This is a genomic window from Mesorhizobium sp. M0854 (genome assembly GCF_040319815.1).
GTDB lineage: Bacteria > Pseudomonadota > Alphaproteobacteria > Rhizobiales > Rhizobiaceae > Mesorhizobium.
The window spans coordinates 142863-161071 of the sequence record NZ_JAMYOL010000002.1 but is presented as its reverse complement, the minus strand read 5'-3'; the positions used below and the strand labels follow the sequence as shown (position 1 = coordinate 161071).

The following is an 18209-nucleotide window of genomic DNA, read 5'->3' as shown; positions in this document are numbered from 1 at the left end:
GGGCGGGCGCGGCGAACATGCCTATGCTGCCGCGTCGCGCGCCGCCTCCGACAGAAAAGCAAAGACATAATCGGAAAAGGAACGCCAGCATTCGACGCGGAACGCGTCGGCCGCCGTGCGCAACAGCACGATTTCGACCTTGCCGAGAATGGTACGCGACGCCGCCCCGACCGGAAAGACGTCGAGCGACAGATCCTGCGGGCAGCCGGCATTGATCGTCGCCGCGGCAGCCGGACCGGTAACCGATATGGCGACGTTGCGGTGCGAGATGCCGACCGCCGAATGCAGTACGGAAATGCTGGCGCAGTCGGCGAGCGGATCTTTTCCGCTCTCGTCGATGACCAGCCATTCGTCCGGCCCGAGCCACAAGGCCGTGCGTCCGGCCTTTGCCGCCGAGGTTTTCGGCCTTTGCGGCAGGACGACGCCGAGCGCTTTCGAAAGTGCCGCAATCGAGGCTTCCGGCGCGCGCAGCGATATGCGCTCGGCCGGCGGCAGCACGGCAAGTGTAACGCCGGCGGCGGAAAGCGACTGGCCGGCGAGAGCTGGACGGCGTTCGACTGAGGGTCCGGCGGCGTCGGTTTTCAAAGCGGCTTTAGCCATTGAGGCGCTCCCCCTTCTCGTCGAAGAACACCATGCCGGTGACCTCCACCTCGATCATCCCGTCCGGCATCGGCACATAGAGCGTCTCGCCCGTGCGATCGCGGCCGCCGGCGACCAGCCCCAGCGCGATCGAGCGGCCGCAATTTTGCGACCAATAGCTCGAGGTGACATGGCCAATCATCTTCATCGGGATTGCCTGCTTCGGGTCCGCGACGATCTGCGCGCCCTCCTCCAGCACCACCTTGGGATCCCTGGTCTTCAGGCCGACAAGCTGCTTGCGGCCCTTGGCGACCAGGTCCGGCCGCGCCATGCCGCGAATGCCGACGAAATCGGTCTTCTTCTTGCCGACGGCCCAGTCGAGCCCGGCATCGTTCGGCGTCACCGTCCCGTCGGTATCCTGGCCGACGATGATGTAGCCCTTTTCGGCGCGCAGCACATGCATCGACTCGGTGCCGTAGGCACAGGCTCCGTGCTTCTGGCCCTCGGCCCATAGCGCTTCCCAGACCGCCTCGCCATAATCGGCCGGCACGTTGACCTCGAAGCCGCGCTCACCGCTGAACGACATGCGAAACAGCCTTGTCGGCACGCCGCAGATCCTGCCTTCGCGCACCGACATATGCGGCAGCGCCTCATCCGACATGTCGATGCCCTCGACCAGCGGCGCAATGATGTCGCGAGACTTCGGTCCCTGCACGGCAATCACCGCCCACTGCTCGGTGATCGAGGTCAGCCAGACGTTGAGATGCGGGAACTCGGTCTGGAGATAGTCTTCCATATGGTTCATGACCCGCGGCGCGCCGCCGGTCGTCGTCGTCACATGGAAACGGTCGGGTGCAAGCCTGCCGACGACACCGTCGTCATAGATGAAGCCGTCCTCGCGCAGCATGATGCCGTACCGGCAGCGGCCGGGCTCGAGCTTCTCCCATGGATTGGTGTAGAGCAGTTCCATGAATTTGGCCGCATCCGGCCCGACCACCTCGATCTTGCCCAGCGTCGAGGCGTCAAACAGGCCGGCCGTCTTGCGCACCGTCACGCATTCGCGGTCGACGGCCGCATGTATGTCCTCGCCCGGCTTCGGGAAATACCAGGCGCGCTTCCACTGGCCGACATCCTCGAATACAGCGCCCTGGCGCTCGGTCCAGGGATGGATCGCCGTCTTGCGGGTCGGGTCGAACAGGGGACCCCGCGCGTGGCCGACGATCGAGCCGAATGTCACCGGCGTATAGGGCGCGCGGAACGTCGTCAGCCCGACCTGCGGGATCGGCTTGCCCAACGTCTCGGCGGCAATCGCCAGGCCGTGCATGTTGGAGGTCTTGCCCTGGTCGGTCGCCATGCCATTGGTGGTGAAGCGCTTGACGTGCTCGATCGAGCGCATGCCCTCGTGCACTGCCTGGCGGATGTCCTTGGCGGTGACGTCGTTCTGGAAGTCGACAAACGCCTTGACCGTCGTATCCGATCCGGCACCGGGTGCTGCACCCAGCATGCCGCGCGACCAGCTCTCGCCGGCGTCGACCTTCGGCTTGGAGCCCTTGGCCGGCCTGCTGCCGGCGTCCTTGGCCGCCTTGGCGCCCGCTGCATAGGCCTCGTCGATCGTCGCCGACAGCCCGTCGGTACCGTTGCAGGCGCCGACCGAGACGCAGTCCTGCGCATAAATTCCGGGCACGAAGCGCTTGGTCTCGTCATTGAAGGCGACCTTGCCGCGCGATTGCGAGAACAGATGCACCGATGGCGTCCAGCCGGCCGACATCAGAATCGCGTCAACCGGGATGGTGCGCTCGCCGCCGCCATTCTTCGGCTGCACGGTCATCGACGACACCCGCAATTTGCCGCCGGCGCGGATCACCGCGCGGCCGAAATTGACCTCGATGCCGAGCGCCCTCGCCTCGTCGATCGCCGGCCCGGTCGGGTTGTCGCGCAGGTCGACGATCGCCGCTATGTTGATGCCGGCCTTTTTCAGGTCGATCGCCGCCGCATAGGCGGAATCGTTCGCCGTATAGACGCCGATATTCCTGCCGACGGCGACGCCGTAATGGTTGAGATAGGTGCGCGCCGCCGACGCCAGCATGATGCCCGGCCGGTCGTTGTCGGCAAACACCATGTGGCGCTCGATGGCGCCGGTCGCCAGCACCACGCGTTTGGCGCGAACCTGCCACAGCCGCTCGCGCGGCAGGTCGCGGCCGGGGTTCTGCAGATGGTCGCTGACGCGCTCGACCAGCCCGACGAAATTCTGCGCGTAATAGCCGAAGGCCGTGGTACGCGGCAGCACGCGGACATTGTCCATCGCGCTCAACTTGGCGAGAGCCGATTGCGCCCAGGAAAAGCCGTCCTGGCCTTCGATCTTCGCGCCGCTCTCGAAGCGCAGGCTGCCGCCGAATTCCGCCTGCTCGTCGGCAAGGATAACGCGCGCGCCGGTCTCGGCCGCGGCCAATGCTGCGGCGATGCCCGCGGCACCGCCGCCAAGCACCAGCACCTCGCAATGGGCGAAGCGCGCCGAATAGTGGTCGGGATCCGGCTGGTCAGGAGCGACGCCGAGACCGGCGGCGGCGCGGATCTTGGGTTCGTAGAGGTTTTTCCACGCGGCCTTCGGCCACATGAAGGTCTTGTAATAGAAGCCGGCCGAAAGCATCGGCGAGGCAATGCTGCTGACGGCACCGACGTCGAAAGCGAGCGACGGCCAGCGGTTCTGCGACTGTGCGGTCAATCCGTCATAGAGCTCCTGCACCGTGGCACGCACGTTCGGCGTCTTGCGTGCCGCGTCGCGCTTGATCTCGACCAGCGCGTTCGGCTCTTCGGCGCCGGCCGACAGAAAACCGCGCGGCCGGTGGTACTTGAACGAGCGGCCGACGAGATGGACGCCGTTTGCAAGCAGCGCCGAGGCCAACGTATCGCCCTCAATGCCGGTATAGGGGCGGCCGTCGAAGCTGAAGCCAGCTATCTTTGCCTGTTTGAGCCGCCCGGCGCCGGCAATGCGGAACGTGGCGCTCATTTGGCGGCTCCCGGCAGCTTTACGGGCTTCGGTTCGCCGGCCTTGTAGGTCATCAGGAACCTGTCGCTGACGGTGTCGCGCACGGCATTGAAGAACCGCGCGCAGCCATGCATGTGCCGCCAGCGCTCATAGATGATCCCCTTGGGATTGGAACGGATGAAAAAGAACTTTTCAAAATCGTCGTCGCTCTCGCTGGCGATGTTTGGGGAACGCGCGATATGCGCCTCGCCGGCGTTGCGGAATTCGAGCTCCGGACGCTCTTCCTCGCAGTAGGGGCAGCGGATGAGAAGCATCAATCGACTTTCTTGGATTTGGTCGACCCATCATGTGCAGAGCCGTCATGTCTGCCACGATTGGTCACAACATTTTCTTCGGCAGGGCGGTCTTCGACGAGCAATCCTACCGCGCGCAAATTCACTTTGGCTCGATCGACATCAGCTTGCGTTCGTGGTCCAGAGAAGGTTCTTGGGGAACCGATATTCAGAAACGCGTTTTTGAGTATTTTCGGTATGGCAAACGCCCACACGCAGAAAAAAGTAAGTACGCCCACAACTACAAACATGGCCAACATGACGGGATCGACCCCGTTAGCCTCATACCCGACTATTCGAACCAAAATCTCCCTGACCACCAACAGCATAAAGAGCACCGTGACGCCCACGAGGGCCAAGCCGAAAAGCATGGTGTGAGTCTTGCGCGTCATTTCGGCTTCAGTGCGCCACCGCTGCCGCCGCCGCCTCGTCGATGAGGCGGCCGGTGCGGAAGCGCTCGATGGTGAAGGGCGCGTTGATCGGGTGCGGATCGTCTCTGGCGATCGTATGGGCAAAGACATGGCCCGAACCCGGCGTCGCCTTGAAGCCGCCTGTGCCCCAGCCGCAATTGACATAGAGGCCGGGTACCGGCGTCTTGGCCAGGATCGGCGAACGGTCGGGCGTCACGTCGACAATGCCGCCCCACGAACGCAGCATCTTCATGCGCGTGAAGATCGGGAACATCTCGCAGATGGCGTCGAGCGTGTGTTGCAATATGTGCAGGCCGCCGGTCTGCGAATAGGAGACATATTGGTCGGTGCCGGCGCCGATGACCAGCTCGCCCTTGTCGGATTGCGAGATATAGGCATGCACCGTGTTCGACATGACAACGCAGGGCACCACCGGCTTGACCGGCTCCGATACCAGCGCCTGCAGCGGATAGCTTTCCAGCGGCATGCGCACACCGGCCATGTTCATGATGACGGACGAATGCCCGGCTGCGACCACGCCGACTTTCCTGGCGCCGATGAAACCGCGCGTCGTATCGACGCCCATGACTGCGCCATTGGCGGCGCGCTTGACCCCGGTGACCTCGCAATTCTGGATGATGTGGACGCCGCGCGCCGAGGCGCCGCGCGCATAGCCCCAGGCGACGGCATCGTGCCGCGCCGTGCCGCCACGGCGCTGCAGGGAGGCGCCCATAACCGGATAGCGCGCATCGCGCGAAATGTTGAGCGGCGGACAGAATTCCTTGGCCTGCTCCGGCGTCAGCCATTCATTGTCTATGCCGTTCAGCCGATTGGCATGGACGTGCCGCTTCAGGACCTGGATGTCGTGGATGTTGTGGGCGAGCATCATGACGCCGCGCGGCGAATACATGACGTTGTAGTTGAGTTCCTGGCTGAGCCCGTCCCACAGCTTCAGCGCATGGTCGTAGATGCCGGCGCTTTCGTCATAGAGATAATTGGAACGGATGATGGTGGTGTTGCGGCCGGTATTGCCGCCGCCGAGCCAGCCTTTTTCCAATACCGCGACGTTGGTGATGCCGTGCACGGTGGCGAGATAATAGGCGGTGGCCAGGCCGTGGCCGCCGGCGCCGACGATGATGACGTCGTACTCCTTCTTCGGCTCCGGTGAGGACCATTGTTCCTCCCAGCCCTTGTGACCGCGCATGGCCTCGCGGGCGATGGCGAATACCGAGTATTTCTTCAACGTCGCAGGCCTCGCAAATGACGGCCGGGCATTCACTCGAACGCCGGCGCGCGAGCTGTATCACTAGCGAAACGGCGCTGCCAGCCTTGCACTGTTTGCGACGGCGCTTGCCGTTTTGCGCCGTGGTGAAAAAGCCGCATCCGGGCAGGTTGATGCAATTGCCTTCCACCGCTATCCGTCGCCTGACGATCGGAGGATTATGGCGGTGGCTAACGTCTGGTGGAACCTGACATTGCGCTTCTTGCTGGAGCTCGCCGCTTTGCTCGGCCTCGGCATGGCGGGCTGGAGCCTCTCAGCGGGCATGTGGAGTTGGATCCTTGCCGTGGCATTGCCGTTCGTTGCCGCCGCGCTCTGGGGAGTCTTCGCGGTGCCGAACGATCCGAGCCGCTCGGGGCGGGCGCCGGTTCCGGTGCCGGGCGGTGTGCGGCTGGTGCTCGAGCTCGTCATCCTGTTCGGCGGCGCTGCCGGATTCCACCTGGCCGGTTACACGACAGCCGGCATTGCCGTCGCCCTGCTGATCGCCGTCAGCTAAGCATTTTCGCTCGATCGGCTCGGCTGGCTGCTTAGGCAATAGTCGCCTTGCACCGTTTGCGACGGCGCTTGCCGTTTTGCGCCGTGCTTTCACTGGTCGCTCTTCTGAGCTTCGCCTTTTGAGGGGTCAGCCGGAGCACGCTTCAGGATGGACGGCCCAATCGCATAGGTCGCCCGCAAATAACCTTTGTGGCAATCGGCAGCGATTTGACGAATTTCCGCATCGTCCGACTGCTCCGCCATGGCCACGAAGCGCTCGACGATCACCTCGCGCGGCCTGATAGCCACGGCCGCCGCAAAGCGCCGCAAAACCGCATCCGGATGTTCGAGTAACCGTGGCAGGTCCTTGGAACTCGGCATGACATAGTGACCATAGGCGTCGACCAGTGTCGTGAAAGCCGAGTCCGGGCGAAGCGCGGCGGCATTTTCCACCGCAAGCCCTAGCTGCCAGCGCTGTGCAAGGCAGATGAACTGGACGACTCTCCACCGAACGCCGGCATGTTCGTCATCCAGCCGCAGCATCACGCGGCCGAGAATGGCGGCATCGGCCGGCGTGGTGCATCCAGAAGCGCCTCGATTGCGTCGAAGCGGAGATGAGAAGCTTTGCTATCGAGCAGATCGGCTATCTCGGCGACAACACAATTTAGCTTGTAGCTGAGCCTGGAACCCATTTCGACCGCTATGAACACCGCTGCAGCTTGTGTCTGGCCATTGCTGGAGACCAGCAGCGGCCGGAGGTTTTCGATCGGAAAGCCTTTGCCAAATTCCGAACGAAGAGCCCACGTCAACTCGCTGTCGCCCTCGTAGCCGGGCTCCAGCAACTTGCTCATCATGTCTTGGGGGGTCATTGCAAATGGGTGGCGCGTCCACCCGCAAGTTTGGATGACGACCCGTAGCCTGGTGGCCAGCGGACGTCAAGAAGCGCTGTCGGCCACAGCGCAGGTATCGGGTGGCTCGCACCGCCTCTATCTGCGACCAAGCATCCGATTGCCGGCAAGAGCCGGCGCCAAAAAAGGATGCAGAAAATGTTCGCACTCGCCAACAAGGTCGCCATCGTCACTGGCGCCAGTTCCGGCATCGGCCGCGCCACGGCAAAGCTCTTTGCCGAGGAAGGCGCCAAGGTGGTCGTCGCGGCCCGCCGCCAGGCGGAACTCGATGCGCTGGTTGCCGAAATCGAAGACGCCGAGGGCACCGCCATTGCGCTTGCCGGCGACGTCCGCGACGAAGCCTACGCGAAAGTCCTGGTCGACCTGGCGGTCGAGAAATTCGGCGGGCTCGACATCGCCTTCAACAATGCCGGCTCGGTCGGCAGGATGGGGCCGGTCTCTGAGCTGTCGCTGGAGGGCTGGCGCGAGACGCTCGATACCAATCTGACCAGCGCCTTTCTCGGCGCGAAATACCAGGTGCCGGCGATGGTCGAACGCGGCGGCGGCTCGTTGATCTTCACCTCAACCTTCGTCGGCTACACGGTCGGCATGCCCGGCATGACCAGCTATGCCGCGAGCAAGGCCGGACTGATCGGATTGACGCAGGTGCTGGCCGCCGAATTTGGCGCCAAGGGCGTCCGGGTCAACGCGCTGCTGCCGGGCGGCACCGACACGCCTTCGGCGACATTCAACACACCTGAATCGCGGGCGTTCGTCGAAAACCTGCATGCCTTGAAGCGCGTCGCCGAGCCAGAGGAGATCGCCCGCTCGGCGCTTTACCTGGCTTCCGATGCATCGAGCTTCACCACCGGCACGGCACTGTTCGCCGACGGCGGTGTCTCGATCACCCGCACGTGAAGCGTTTCGCGGTTGGCGTCGGCCCGCCAGCCGCAATGTCGGCCCGCCAGCCGCAATGCCGGAAAACCGGTCTTGCTTTTCCCGGCGATTTGACGATTCCGTCTTCTCCTCGAAAACGGGTTGGAACATGCTGCTGATCAGGACCTATATCGCTGCAAGCGCAATCGAAGGCGTCGGCGTGTTCGCCGCCGAGCCGATCCGGAAAGGGGCGCAGATCTGGCGGCTCGATCCGGACTTCGACCGGCTGATCCCGATGGAAAGATACGAGACGGCGCCGCCGCACCTCAAGGAATTGCTCGACAGATATGCCTATCCCAGTCCGGACCGGCCGGGCTTCATGGTCTATGAGGTCGACAATGGCCGCTTTATGAACCACGCCGACAAGCCGAACACCGACTTTTCGCAATATGGCGGGGCCACCGCGACTCGCGACATCGCCGCCGGCGAGGAAATAACCTGCGACTACGGCGAGTTCTTCGAGGGTTTCGAGCAGCTCCACCTGGCCACGGCGTAGCGGCGCCTATCTGGCCCAAGGCGAATTTTGTTCTTGCTTTGTGCCGGCAGCTATGCTATTAATTTCTCTACGGTGCTGATTCACACCAGCGACCCGCCGCCGAGGCGGGTTTTTTCGTTTCGGGATTCGGCGGCCTCAGGCTTCGGTCTTTTCGGCGGTGAGTTTCACCCCTAAGGCCTTCACCACGCCAAGCAATGTCGAGAGGCGCGGGTCGCCATCGGGGCTCAGTGCCTTGTACAGGGCCTCCCGGGTGACGCCGGCATCTTTCGCCACCTTGGACATGCCACGCGCGCGGGCAACTATGCCGAGAGCATTCGCGATATAGCCGGTATCGCCCGTGGCAAAGGCGTCGGCAAGAAGTTCGGCCTGGGCCTCCGCGCGGCCGAGATGTTCGGCAGGATCAAAAGGCAAGGTCTCGTGGGGCATTTCAGATCTCCTTGGCCATTTCAATGGCCTTCCTGATATCGCGCTTCTGCGAGGACTTGTCGCCGCCGCAGAGCAGGATAACGAGCGCGCTGCCGCGCTTGACGAAGTACAGTCGGTAACCGGGACCGTAGTCTATCCGAAGCTCGCCGATGCCATCGAAGAACTTCACGTCTCCCATCAGTCCGGACTGGATACGTGCCACGCGGATCGCAATCCGCTCGGCCGCCCGCATATCGTTTAGACCCTTGAGCCAGTCCCGGAACTCGGCGGTTTGCTCAACGATGGTCACTCGTGAACTATAGTTCACAGATTGAAAAAATCAAGCCGCCATGTGGGACTGTCGTGCCCGCCCGGACGGCACCGCCTCTCAATCGGCTGTGGACAGAGCCCCTTGATTCTGCTATCAGCCGCCCCAATTCGTGGTGTAACGCGCCGCGGAGGCTTGCGGCTATGGCCGCTTGCCTGTTGATTTCAAACCCGAAAGACAGGATTGCACGTGCAGGTACTCGTCCGCGACAACAATGTTGATCAGGCGCTTCGCGCGCTCAAGAAAAAGATGCAGCGCGAAGGCATCTTCCGCGAAATGAAGATGCGCGGACATTACGAAAAGCCCTCCGAGAAGCGCGCCCGTGAAAAGGCGGAAGCCGTGCGCCGTGCCCGCAAGCTGGCCCGCAAGCGCGCCCAGCGCGAAGGCCTGCTGCCGATGACGCCGCGTCCGGTCGCGGCCGGTGCTGCCGGTGCCGGTGCTCCGCGTCCGCCGCGGTTCTGACGTCAATTTTTCGTCCTTTTCCAAGGATATCCAAGGTGGCGCGATGCGGAATCGCCGCCACCTTTTTGTTGTGAGTTCGACCCGGTCCGAGAGGACCGGTTGGGAGAGATGCCGGTTCGGAGGGGGAACGGACCAGACGGCGCAGTAAGGACAGGGCAGACATGGACGCAATCACCGTAGAGCGCAGAACCGCGTGGCGCGGCCTCGCCCTGACGGCAGCCCTGCTTTCCGGGATGGCGCTTGCCAGCTGCCAGAGTGTTCCGACCGGCGAGTTCAACAACATCGACAAGGCGCAAGGCTCGAGCGAGAACATCTCCTCGCTGTCGGCGGTGATCCAGCGCAACCCCCAGGATCCGGAAGCCTACAATGTGCGCGGCTCGGCCTATGGCCGCGGCGGCCAGTACCAGGCGGCGCTGAAGGACTTCAACACCGCCATCCAGCTCAATCCGAATTTTTACCAGGCCTATTCGAACCGTGCGCTCATCCAGCGCTTCCTCGGCGATCAGGCGAGCGCGCTCGCCGACTACAATCGCTCGATCCAGATCAATTCCAACTATGACGCCGCCTATATCGGCCGCGGCAATCTCTACCGCAGGGCGGGCCGGGTCCAGGAAGCCTTCAACGATTTCCAGAAAGCCATCCAACTCGACACGACCGATGCGCGCGCCTATCACAATCGCGGCCTGATCTACCAGAGCCAGGGCCAGCACGCCTTTGCCATCGAGGATTTCTCGACCGCCATTTCGTTGGCGCCGGACGCCTCCGAGCCTTACAACGGGCGCGGCCTCTCCTACCTTGCCATGAACGACGAGGACAATGCCTTCGCCGACTTCAACATGGCGATCAAGCTCGACGGCAAGAATGCTGAGGCCTGGTCCAACCAGGCGTTGATCTACGAGCGGCGCGGCGACAAGGTCAGGGCCGCGAAATCCTACCGCGAGGCCGTGCACCTCAATCCGACCTACCAGCCGGCCAAGGACGGCCTGGCCCGCACCAGTGCCGGCTGAGCGGCCGGTTAATCGGGCCTCCGTTTCCGCACTCCGACAACCCTGCGTTTAGCTTCGCCTTGCTGGCGCCAAGTTTTCGGCGGAACGCTCGGCGTGCTCAGCCGTTTGTACAAGGCAATTTCGAAAGGACCCTGCCATGATCAAGAAACTCGCTTGTGCCGCTGTTCTCGCCACGACCGTCGTTGCCGCTCCCGCCAGCGCCAGCAAACTCCAGCTCGGCGTGCTCGACTGCACCATCGACGGCGGCACGGCCTATCTCGTCACTTCCAACAAGGGTGTTTCCTGTGTCTTTCGTCCGCATCGTGGCGGCCCCTCTGAAGTCTATACCGGTGTGATTTCCAAGCTCGGCGTCGATGTCGGCCGGACGCATCAGGGCCAGCTGGTATGGGCGGTTCTGGCGGCGACCCGCAACCACGATGAAGGCGACCTTGCCGGCAGCTACTATGGCGTGAACGCCGAGGCCAGCGTGGTCACCGGTGGCGGCGCCAATCTCCTGGTCGGCGGCCTCGACAGCGCCTTTTCGCTGCAGCCGCTCAGTGTCCAGGCACAGACCGGCGTCAACCTGGCGGTCGCCGTCACCTCGCTCGACCTGATCCACTCGTTCAAATAACGGCGCAGCATGGCTCCCGAGCGGCGGGGAGCGTAGGTGTCGGCCTGCGAATAGCTGCCGAAGGCTCATAGATTCCGGCAGGCCCACTCCGCAGAGGACGGGCCGCCCTGATGTTCAAAGTTGGGGCGCTCGAAGATCACGGCATGGCAACTGTGTTCATGCCGTTACCGTGACCGAAGATTGCGGCGATCCAATATTGCTTGTCTTCGGTCTGACCAGAATCTCAACGCCTCGTGATCGTCCCCCATCGCACAATTTTGAAATCCGCCACGTCAACGGCGATCAAGACCGCTTGATCTCAACTACGGTTGAGGTTCTAGAAGTCCTCCCATACTGCGGCATGTACTCATTTGGACGTGAAGAACGCTCCAATACTTCAGACCAGCGTCTGAGAAAGCCTGGGGGACCGGATGACCAAGACAAGCACAAACAGGGTCGACTGGCGCGCGCTGTGGGCGAGCGGCGACCTGGCGCGCTTCTGCTTCATCAGCCTCGGCATCCTGCTGCACGCCACCAACGAAACCATGGTGGCAACGGTCATGCCGGCCATGGTCGGCGAACTCGCCGGCGTGCAACTGGTCGGCTGGTCGCTGGCGATCTACGAGCTCGGCGCCATCGTTGCCGGTGCGGCCGCCGGACGGCTGGTGAGCTATGTCGCGCTGCGCACCAACATGATGGTCGCCGCAATGCTCTATGCCGCCGGCGCGCTGGTCTGCGCCACCGCGCCTTCGATGCCGCTGTTCCTCTGCGGCCGCCTGATCGAAGGGCTCGGTGGCGGCGCGCTGGTGTCGCTGGCCTTCGTCTCGGTCGAGCGGGTGTTTGCCCGCGCGATCTGGCCGCAGCTTTTCGGCGTCATGTCGGCGATCTGGGGCGTCGCCGCATTCAGCGGCCCCGTGCTCGGCGCGGTCATGACCGAATTGCTGTCCTGGCGCTGGGCCTTCGGCGTCTTCACCCTCGGCGGCACGGCGATGGCGCTGGCAAGCTTCATCGTGCTCGATACACCTGAAGCGACAAGGCCGCAGGCGACGGGCGGCTCGGCGCCGCCCTTTCCCTTTGCGGCGCTTGGCTGCCTCGCCGTCAGCGTCGTGCTGATTGCCACCGCCGGCGTCGACATCGCCCTGCTGCGCTCGTCGCTGCTGCTCACCCTCGGCCTGATCGGCCTGGCGCTGTTTATCTATATCGACGCACTGAAGCCGCGCTCGCGCCTGTTCCCGTCGCGGCTGTTCTCGTGGCGCTCGCCGGTCGGCGCGGGCATGACCATGGTCGCGGCGTTTTCGGTGGCGACCTGCTCCTTTACCGTCTACGGTCCGCTGCTTCTGACCAGCCTGCACGGCATTCCGATCCTGACCACCGGCTACATCATCGCCGCCGAATCGATCGCCTGGTCGATCCTGTCGATCCTCGTCGCCAATGCGCCGCCGGAACGCGAGCGGCTGATCATCGTCGGCGGGGCGCTGATGATCGCCACGGGCGTCGCCGGTTTCGCCTATACGGTGCCGGCCGGCTCTATCCCGTTGATCCTGCTTTGTGCCTTGCTGCAAGGCGGCGGTTTCGGCATCGCCTGGCCGTTCGTCACGCGTGTCATCGTGGCATCGGCCAAGGAAGGCGAGCAGACGATCGCCTCGGCCGCTGTGCCGACCATGCAGCGCATCGGTTATGCCGTGGGGGCGGCACTGACCGGCATCGTCGCCAACGCCAGCGGCTTTTCCGAAGGCCTGAACCGTGAGGCCGCGGCAAGTGTCGCCGCCTGGCTGTTCCTGGCGTTTATCCCGCTCGGAATCCTGGGATGCCTTGCCGCCTTGCGGATTTCGGGGGCGACCGACACGAAGCCGGCGAAGCTGTCAATCTCCGTGGGGGAGATTGACTAGACAACGACCGTCTTCAGCCGGTCGGCGATCAGCGCCGCGAGCCGCGTCGCCACCTCGTCCTTGCTCATCTCCGGCCATTCCTCGACGCCGGCCTTCGAGACGATCCGCACCTTGTTGCGGTCGCCGCCCATCACGCCCGGGGAACCATCTTCATGCGAGACATCATTGGCAACGATAAGATCGGCACCCTTTTTTGCAAGCTTGGCCTCGGCGTTCCTGACCAGGTCCTGCGTCTCCGCGGCGAAACCGACCACCAGCATCGGCCGCTTTTTGTGATGCCCGACACCGGCGAGAATATCGGGATTTTCCACCATCTGCAGCGCCGGTGGCCCCTCGCCCGCCACCTTCTTGATCTTTTCCCCGGCCGAACTTTGAGTGCGCCAGTCGGCGACAGCCGCGACGAACACTGCCGCGTCGGCCGGCAGCAGCTGCTCGACGGCGTCCTTCATCTCGACGGCCGTTTCGACGTGCAGCGTGGCGACGCCGGCCGGATCGGCAATGCCGACCGGGCCGGAGACGAGACGCACGTCGGCACCGAGCCTGGCCAGCGCCACCGCGATGGCGTGGCCCTGCTTGCCCGACGACCGGTTGGCGATGTAGCGGACCGGGTCGATCGGTTCATGCGTCGGCCCGGAGGTGACGATGATCTTCCTGCCCGCCAGCGGCTTTGGCCGGCTGTCGAGCAGCGCCTCGATCGCGGCGACGATCTCCAGCGGCTCGGCCATCCGGCCCTCGCCCACCTCGTTGCTCTCGGCCATCTCGCCCTTCGCCGGGCCGACGAATGCGACGCCGTCCTTGCTCAGCGTCGCACGGTTGCGGCGGACCGCCGGATGCGCCCACATTTTCGGGTTCATCGCCGGCGCCACCAAAACTCGCTTGTCGGTGGCGATGAGCACGGTCGAGGCAAGGTCGTTGGCATGGCCATTGGCGAGCTTTGCCATCAGGTCGGCGGTGGCCGGCGCCACGACCAAAAGGTCGGCCTCGCGCGACAGCCTGATATGGCCGATGTCGTGCTCGTCCTGCCGGTCGAACAATTCGGTGAAGACGTGGTCGGCCGACAGCGCCCCGGCCGACAGCGTAGTGACGAACTCCTGCGCCGCCGCGGTCATCACCACCCGCACTGCCGCACCGCGCTCGCGCAGCCGGCGGATCAGGTCGAGTGCCTTGTAGGCGGCGATGCCGCCGCCGATGATCAGCAGGATGCGCTTGCCGGAGAGGATGCCTCGCGGGCTGGAGACGGCGACCACCGGCGCTGCTGGACTCTGCGAACTCGTCAGTTCGCGCAGTGTTTTCTCGATCTGGTCGATGCGACCGGCCGAACCGAACTGACCTTCGACCGCTGCGCGGATCATCACCCGCGCCTGGTCTTCCATCGACCGGCCATTCTCCGCCGCCAGTCGGCGCAGCAGGTCCTTGACCTCGTCATCAAGGTTGCGGATCGTGATGCTGGCCATCTGATTGCACCTTGCCCGGAATTGCTGAGTGCAATGATAGCAATGCAATCACTTTGCAACAAGCGCTAGAAAATACGCCAGGCGATATACACCAGCGTCAATGCGATCACCCACAGCGCCAGCCGGCCGGAGCGGGTGTAGCGCGCCTCGGCCTTGCCGATCGCGCGTGCGGTCCTTTCGTCGAAGCGCAGGCCGTGTTCGGCCATCAGGTCGATCTCACGCGACAGCCGTTCGGTGCGGGCGGCGAGGTCCGGTGCCTGGCGGGCCAGCGCCAGCAGCGCGTTGGCACCGTCGCGCGCATCGGCCAGCAGGGCGCGCGGGCCGAGGTTGCGGGCAATCCAGCCGCTCACCACCGGCTCCGACGTCTTCCACATGTTGAAGGCCGGGTCGAGTGTGCGGGCGACGCCTTCGACGACGACCATGGTCTTCTGCAGCAGCACCAGCTCGGACCGCGTCGCCATGTCGAAGAGGTCGGTCACTTCGAACAGCAGCGTCAGCAGCTTGGCCATCGAGATGGTCTCGGCAGGCTGGCCGTGGATCGGTTCGCCGATCGCCCGGATCGCCTGGGCGAAGGCCGCGACATTGTGCTGGCGCGGCACGTAGCCGGCCTCGAAATGCACCTCGGCGACGCGCTGGTAATCGCGCGTGATGAAGCCGTAGAGGATTTCGGCGAGGAAGCGGCGCTCCTTTTTGCCGAGCCGGCCGGCAATGCCGAGATCGACGGCGACGATGGTGCCGTCGGCTTCTATAAACAGGTTGCCCGGGTGCATGTCGGCGTGGAAGAAACCGTCACGCAGCGTATGGCGCAGAAACGACTGAACGAGGTTGGCGGCAATCGCCTTCAGGTCGTGGCCGGCGGCGGTCAGGCCGGCAATATCGTTCATCTTGATGCCGTCGACCCATTCCATGGTCAGCACGTCACGACCGGTGCGCTCCCAGTCGACCGACGGCACACGGAAGCCGGGATCGTCCTTGGTATTCTCGCCGAGCTCCGAAAAAGCCGCCGCCTCCAGCCTCAAATCCATTTCGATCTTGGTAGTCTGGGCCAGCGTCTCCGTCACCTCGACCGGCCGCAGCCGGCGCGACGACGGGATGTACTTTTCCTGCAGCCGGGCGGCGAGGAAATAGCTTTCGAGATCGCGAAAGAAGCGGCGGCGCACGCCCGGCCGGATGACCTTCACCGCCACTCGCCTAACGACGCCGTCCTGCAGCGTTTCGGCGGTATGGACCTGGGCGATCGAGGCGGCGGCGACGGCCTCGCCAAAACTGACATAGAGCTCGTCGACCCTGCGTCCGAGCGAGGCCTCTATCGCGGCGACAGCCTCGGCCTTGGGAAACGTCTGCATCTTGTCCTGCAGCATGGCAAGATCAAGCGCGATATCGTTGCCGACGACATCCGGCCGTGTCGCCAGGAACTGGCCGAGCTTGACGTAGGACGGGCCGAGCCGCACGACCGCCTTGGCCAGCCTGTCGCCGCGCTCATAGGCAAGCGCCCGACGGCGGGTGAACAGCCGGGCCATGCGCCAGCCGAATTTCGGCAAGCCGAAGAGCTCGTCACCGGGCAAAGCCGCGATGACACCCTCGCGCACAAGCACCCAGCCGGCCCGCACGAGCCTGAAACCAGCGCCGATGCTGCTCATGGCTGGCTTTGCCCTGCCGGTTTCCTGAACTGGCGCAAGGCACGTCGGAAAATGCGGGCCAGCCTCAAAGCTTCCAGCCCGAATGAAGCGCGGCGATGCCGCCGGAATAATTGCGGAATGAGGCGCGCTCGAAGCCTGCGCGCGAAATCATCGCCGCGAAATTCTGCTGATTGGGAAACTTGCGGATCGATTCGACCAGATAGGAATAGGGCTCGTCATCGCCGGTCACCACCTTGCCGATCCGCGGAATGGCGTTGAACGACCATGCTTCATAGACCTTGTCGAGCAGCGGCATCTCGACCTCGGAGAATTCAAGGCAGAGAAAGCGCCCGCCAGGCTTCAGCACGCGATAGGCTTCGGCAAGCGCCACATCGATGCGCGGCACGTTGCGGATGCCGAAAGCGATGGTGTAGGCGTCGAAAGTAGCGTCGGCAAAAGGCAGTTCCTCGGCATTGGCTTCGACGAAATCGGTATTTGCCGACAGGCCTTTTTTCTCGGCCCGGTCGCGGCCGACGGCGAGCATCGAGCCGTTGATATCGAGAACCGTTGCATGAGCGTGCCTGCCGCTCGCCTCGACGATGCGGAAGGCGACATCGCCGGTGCCGCCGGCAACGTCGAGAACGCTCCAGCCCGGCCGCTTCGGTGGATTGAGCCAGGCGACCATGGCGTCCTTCCACAATCGATGCAAGCCGGCCGACATCAGGTCGTTCATCAGGTCGTAGCGGTTCGCCACCTTGTGGAAAACATCATTGACCAGGGACTGCTTGTCGCCTGGCCCTACCCGCTTGAAACCATAGGAGGTTTCCATGCCGCCCGCAGCAGTGGTTCTTTCAACCGACATCGTTTTGATCCGCCATAAAATCGGCGGGACCATAGCCGATCGATGGTGCGGGCGCTATTGTTTAAGGCGCGGTGTTCGGCCGCGCTTCGAAGCAGGTTCCGGAAAAGTGTCACACGGTTTTTCGACAGGAACTTGCGTCATAAGAAAAAGCCTGACGGGATAATTGAATGCCTTTGAAAGCAGAACTGCACTGCCACATCGAAGGGGCAGCGGCGCCTGAACTCGTCCTCCGCCAGGCTGAGAAATACGGCAAGGATGCCTCGCCCTACATCCAGGACGGCTCCTTCGTCTGGCACGACTTCACCTCTTTCCTCGCCGCCTACGACTTCTCGTCGGACCTGTTCCGCACCGAAGAAGACTATGCGCGGCTGGCCGACCATTACCTGACCAGCCTCGCCCGCGACGGCGCCATCTATTCCGAGGTTTTCACCTCGCCCGACCATGCCAACAAGGCCGGGCTGTCGCCAAAGGCCTATACCGACGCGCTCGGCGAAGGCATGGCCCGCGCCAAGGCGAAGACCGGCATCGAAGGCCGCATGATCGTCACCGGCGTGCGCAATTTCGGTGTCGAATCGATCGAGCGGGTGGCGCGTTTCGCCGCGCGCTGCGGGCATCCGCTGGTGACCGGTTTCGGCGTCGCCGGCGACGAGCGGATAGGCGACCTGGAAGATTATGTCAGGGCCTTCGAGATCGCCCGCGAGGCCGGCCTCGGCATCACCGTCCATGCCGGCGAATTGATGGGCTGGGAGAGCGTCGAGGCGGCACTCGACCACATCCGCCCGTCTCGCATCGGCCATGGCGTGCGCGCCATCGAGAACCCCGAGCTTGTGCGGCGCATCGCCGACGAAGGCGTCGTGCTCGAATGCTGCCCTGGCTCCAACATCGCCCTGAAACTCTTCGACAGCTTCGCCGACCATCCCTTCCCCGCCTTGCGGGCAGCGGGCTGCAAGGTGACGCTCAACTCCGATGACCCGCCCTACTTCTGGACCTCGCTGAAACGCGAATACGACATCGCTGCCGAGCATTTTGCGATGGACGACAAGGCGCTCACCGCCGTCACCAGGACGGCCATCGAGGCAGCCTTCGTCGACAGGAAGACCAGGGCGGTGCTGCTGGGCAGGCTCGGCGCCAAGGGCAGGTGAATGGTGAATGGTTCACCCGGCGCTTCGGTCCGTCAGCCGCGAGTTTTTCCGCGCAACCAAGGACTCGCAAACC

General features: G+C 63.9%; 20 protein-coding genes. 8 read left to right on the top strand and 12 right to left on the bottom strand.

The window, feature by feature from the left end:
- Nucleotides 1-21: 21 nt before the first annotated feature.
- Genes NKH99_RS03700 through NKH99_RS03680 form a run of 5 tightly spaced genes read right to left on the bottom strand, consistent with a single transcriptional unit; the run spans nucleotide 22 to nucleotide 5550 of the window.
- Nucleotides 22-600, bottom strand: coding sequence for a sarcosine oxidase subunit gamma (locus NKH99_RS03700; RefSeq protein WP_352767087.1), 579 nt, complete (start codon nucleotides 598-600; stop codon nucleotides 22-24).
- Nucleotides 593-3586: a sarcosine oxidase subunit alpha gene (locus tag NKH99_RS03695; protein ID WP_352767085.1), complete on the bottom strand. Its 2994-nt coding sequence runs from the start codon at nucleotides 3584-3586 to the stop codon at nucleotides 593-595. The genes NKH99_RS03700 and NKH99_RS03695 overlap by 8 nt, the downstream gene beginning before the upstream one ends.
- Nucleotides 3583-3879, bottom strand: a complete 297-nt coding sequence (locus tag NKH99_RS03690; RefSeq protein WP_023675338.1) for a sarcosine oxidase subunit delta — start codon at nucleotides 3877-3879, stop codon at nucleotides 3583-3585. The genes NKH99_RS03695 and NKH99_RS03690 overlap by 4 nt, the downstream gene beginning before the upstream one ends.
- Nucleotides 3879-4289 carry a hypothetical protein gene (locus tag NKH99_RS03685; protein WP_352469486.1) on the bottom strand — a complete coding sequence of 137 codons (411 nt, stop codon included), beginning with the start codon at nucleotides 4287-4289 and terminating at the stop codon, nucleotides 3879-3881. The genes NKH99_RS03690 and NKH99_RS03685 overlap by 1 nt, the downstream gene beginning before the upstream one ends.
- Before the next feature lie 7 nt (nucleotides 4290-4296).
- Nucleotides 4297-5550 (bottom strand): sarcosine oxidase subunit beta, encoded by a 1254-nt coding sequence (locus NKH99_RS03680; RefSeq protein WP_352814410.1) that lies wholly within the window; start codon nucleotides 5548-5550, stop codon nucleotides 4297-4299.
- Nucleotides 5551-5749: 199 nt separating this feature from the next.
- Here NKH99_RS03680 and NKH99_RS03675 point away from each other — a divergent pair, with 199 nt between their 5' ends.
- Nucleotides 5750-6082, top strand: a complete 333-nt coding sequence (locus tag NKH99_RS03675; protein ID WP_353012683.1) for a YrdB family protein — start codon at nucleotides 5750-5752, stop codon at nucleotides 6080-6082.
- Nucleotides 6083-6171: 89 nt separating this feature from the next.
- Here the strand turns inward: NKH99_RS03675 and NKH99_RS03670 are convergent, their stop codons facing one another.
- Nucleotides 6172-6603, bottom strand: a complete 432-nt coding sequence (locus tag NKH99_RS03670; protein WP_353012680.1) for a hypothetical protein — start codon at nucleotides 6601-6603, stop codon at nucleotides 6172-6174.
- On the bottom strand, nucleotides 6603-6911 hold the full coding sequence (locus NKH99_RS03665) for a hypothetical protein (protein WP_353012677.1): 309 nt from the start codon (nucleotides 6909-6911) through the stop codon (nucleotides 6603-6605). The genes NKH99_RS03670 and NKH99_RS03665 overlap by 1 nt, the downstream gene beginning before the upstream one ends.
- Nucleotides 6912-7106: 195 nt before the next feature.
- On the opposite strand from NKH99_RS03665, the gene NKH99_RS03660 reads away from it, so the two are divergent.
- Together NKH99_RS03660 and NKH99_RS03655 are read left to right on the top strand one after the other, a co-directional pair.
- Nucleotides 7107-7865, top strand: coding sequence for an SDR family oxidoreductase (locus NKH99_RS03660; protein WP_352814416.1), 759 nt, complete (start codon nucleotides 7107-7109; stop codon nucleotides 7863-7865).
- 127 nt (nucleotides 7866-7992) lie between these two features.
- On the top strand, nucleotides 7993-8379 hold the full coding sequence (locus NKH99_RS03655; RefSeq protein ID WP_352454023.1) for an SET domain-containing protein: 387 nt from the start codon (nucleotides 7993-7995) through the stop codon (nucleotides 8377-8379).
- A gap of 135 nt (nucleotides 8380-8514) precedes the next feature.
- Here NKH99_RS03655 and NKH99_RS03650 read toward each other — a convergent pair whose 3' ends face one another.
- Together NKH99_RS03650 and NKH99_RS03645 are read right to left on the bottom strand one after the other, a co-directional pair.
- Nucleotides 8515-8805, bottom strand: a complete 291-nt coding sequence (locus NKH99_RS03650; RefSeq protein ID WP_352448268.1) for an addiction module antidote protein — start codon at nucleotides 8803-8805, stop codon at nucleotides 8515-8517.
- Between the two features lies 1 nt (nucleotide 8806).
- Complete coding sequence (locus NKH99_RS03645; RefSeq protein WP_352448269.1) at nucleotides 8807-9094, bottom strand: type II toxin-antitoxin system RelE/ParE family toxin; 288 nt, start codon at nucleotides 9092-9094, stop codon at nucleotides 8807-8809.
- 207 nt (nucleotides 9095-9301) lie between these two features.
- Here NKH99_RS03645 and rpsU point away from each other — a divergent pair, with 207 nt between their 5' ends.
- From rpsU to NKH99_RS03625, 4 genes are all read left to right on the top strand, one after another.
- Entirely contained in the window at nucleotides 9302-9574 is a 273-nt protein-coding gene (gene rpsU / locus NKH99_RS03640) for a 30S ribosomal protein S21 (RefSeq protein WP_023675331.1), read from the top strand.
- A gap of 161 nt (nucleotides 9575-9735) precedes the next feature.
- Nucleotides 9736-10581: a tetratricopeptide repeat protein gene (locus tag NKH99_RS03635; RefSeq protein WP_352469482.1), complete on the top strand. Its 846-nt coding sequence runs from the start codon at nucleotides 9736-9738 to the stop codon at nucleotides 10579-10581.
- Nucleotides 10582-10717: 136 nt separating this feature from the next.
- Nucleotides 10718-11191 carry a DUF992 domain-containing protein gene (locus tag NKH99_RS03630; RefSeq protein WP_352469481.1) on the top strand — a complete coding sequence of 158 codons (474 nt, stop codon included), beginning with the start codon at nucleotides 10718-10720 and terminating at the stop codon, nucleotides 11189-11191.
- A 410-nt stretch (nucleotides 11192-11601) separates the two neighbouring features.
- A complete protein-coding gene (locus NKH99_RS03625) occupies nucleotides 11602-13059 on the top strand; it encodes an MFS transporter (RefSeq protein ID WP_353012674.1) in 1458 nt (485 codons plus the stop codon).
- Here NKH99_RS03625 and coaBC read toward each other — a convergent pair.
- From coaBC to ubiE, 3 genes are all read right to left on the bottom strand, one after another.
- On the bottom strand, nucleotides 13056-14513 hold the full coding sequence (coaBC, locus tag NKH99_RS03620) for a bifunctional phosphopantothenoylcysteine decarboxylase/phosphopantothenate--cysteine ligase CoaBC (RefSeq protein WP_353012671.1): 1458 nt from the start codon (nucleotides 14511-14513) through the stop codon (nucleotides 13056-13058). The genes NKH99_RS03625 and coaBC overlap by 4 nt on opposite strands.
- Nucleotides 14514-14578: 65 nt before the next feature.
- Nucleotides 14579-16153, bottom strand: a complete 1575-nt coding sequence (gene ubiB, locus NKH99_RS03615) for a 2-polyprenylphenol 6-hydroxylase (protein ID WP_352539391.1) — start codon at nucleotides 16151-16153, stop codon at nucleotides 14579-14581.
- A gap of 64 nt (nucleotides 16154-16217) precedes the next feature.
- On the bottom strand, nucleotides 16218-16994 hold the full coding sequence (gene ubiE / locus NKH99_RS03610; RefSeq protein WP_352469477.1) for a bifunctional demethylmenaquinone methyltransferase/2-methoxy-6-polyprenyl-1,4-benzoquinol methylase UbiE: 777 nt from the start codon (nucleotides 16992-16994) through the stop codon (nucleotides 16218-16220).
- Nucleotides 16995-17161: 167 nt separating this feature from the next.
- Here ubiE and NKH99_RS03605 point away from each other — a divergent pair, with 167 nt between their 5' ends.
- A complete protein-coding gene (locus tag NKH99_RS03605) occupies nucleotides 17162-18136 on the top strand; it encodes an adenosine deaminase (RefSeq protein WP_353012668.1) in 975 nt (324 codons plus the stop codon).
- Nucleotides 18137-18209 lie beyond the last annotated feature (73 nt).

Coding starts and splice junctions, on each gene's coding strand:
- NKH99_RS03700 (WP_352767087.1), bottom strand. CDS start 600: ATGGCTAAAGCCGCTTTGAAAACCGACGCCGCCGGACCCTCAGTCGAA.
- NKH99_RS03695 (WP_352767085.1), bottom strand. CDS start 3,586: ATGAGCGCCACGTTCCGCATTGCCGGCGCCGGGCGGCTCAAACAGGCA.
- NKH99_RS03690 (WP_023675338.1), bottom strand. CDS start 3,879: ATGCTTCTCATCCGCTGCCCCTACTGCGAGGAAGAGCGTCCGGAGCTC.
- NKH99_RS03685 (WP_352469486.1), bottom strand. CDS start 4,289: ATGACGCGCAAGACTCACACCATGCTTTTCGGCTTGGCCCTCGTGGGC.
- NKH99_RS03675 (WP_353012683.1), top strand. CDS start 5,750: ATGGCGGTGGCTAACGTCTGGTGGAACCTGACATTGCGCTTCTTGCTG.
- NKH99_RS03670 (WP_353012680.1), bottom strand. CDS start 6,603: ATGCTGCGGCTGGATGACGAACATGCCGGCGTTCGGTGGAGAGTCGTC.
- NKH99_RS03665 (WP_353012677.1), bottom strand. CDS start 6,911: ATGAGCAAGTTGCTGGAGCCCGGCTACGAGGGCGACAGCGAGTTGACG.
- NKH99_RS03660 (WP_352814416.1), top strand. CDS start 7,107: ATGTTCGCACTCGCCAACAAGGTCGCCATCGTCACTGGCGCCAGTTCC.
- NKH99_RS03655 (WP_352454023.1), top strand. CDS start 7,993: ATGCTGCTGATCAGGACCTATATCGCTGCAAGCGCAATCGAAGGCGTC.
- NKH99_RS03650 (WP_352448268.1), bottom strand. CDS start 8,805: ATGCCCCACGAGACCTTGCCTTTTGATCCTGCCGAACATCTCGGCCGC.
- NKH99_RS03635 (WP_352469482.1), top strand. CDS start 9,736: ATGGACGCAATCACCGTAGAGCGCAGAACCGCGTGGCGCGGCCTCGCC.
- NKH99_RS03630 (WP_352469481.1), top strand. CDS start 10,718: ATGATCAAGAAACTCGCTTGTGCCGCTGTTCTCGCCACGACCGTCGTT.
- NKH99_RS03625 (WP_353012674.1), top strand. CDS start 11,602: ATGACCAAGACAAGCACAAACAGGGTCGACTGGCGCGCGCTGTGGGCG.
- coaBC (WP_353012671.1), bottom strand. CDS start 14,513: ATGGCCAGCATCACGATCCGCAACCTTGATGACGAGGTCAAGGACCTG.
- ubiB (WP_352539391.1), bottom strand. CDS start 16,153: ATGAGCAGCATCGGCGCTGGTTTCAGGCTCGTGCGGGCCGGCTGGGTG.
- ubiE (WP_352469477.1), bottom strand. CDS start 16,994: ATGTCGGTTGAAAGAACCACTGCTGCGGGCGGCATGGAAACCTCCTAT.
- NKH99_RS03605 (WP_353012668.1), top strand. CDS start 17,162: ATGCCTTTGAAAGCAGAACTGCACTGCCACATCGAAGGGGCAGCGGCG.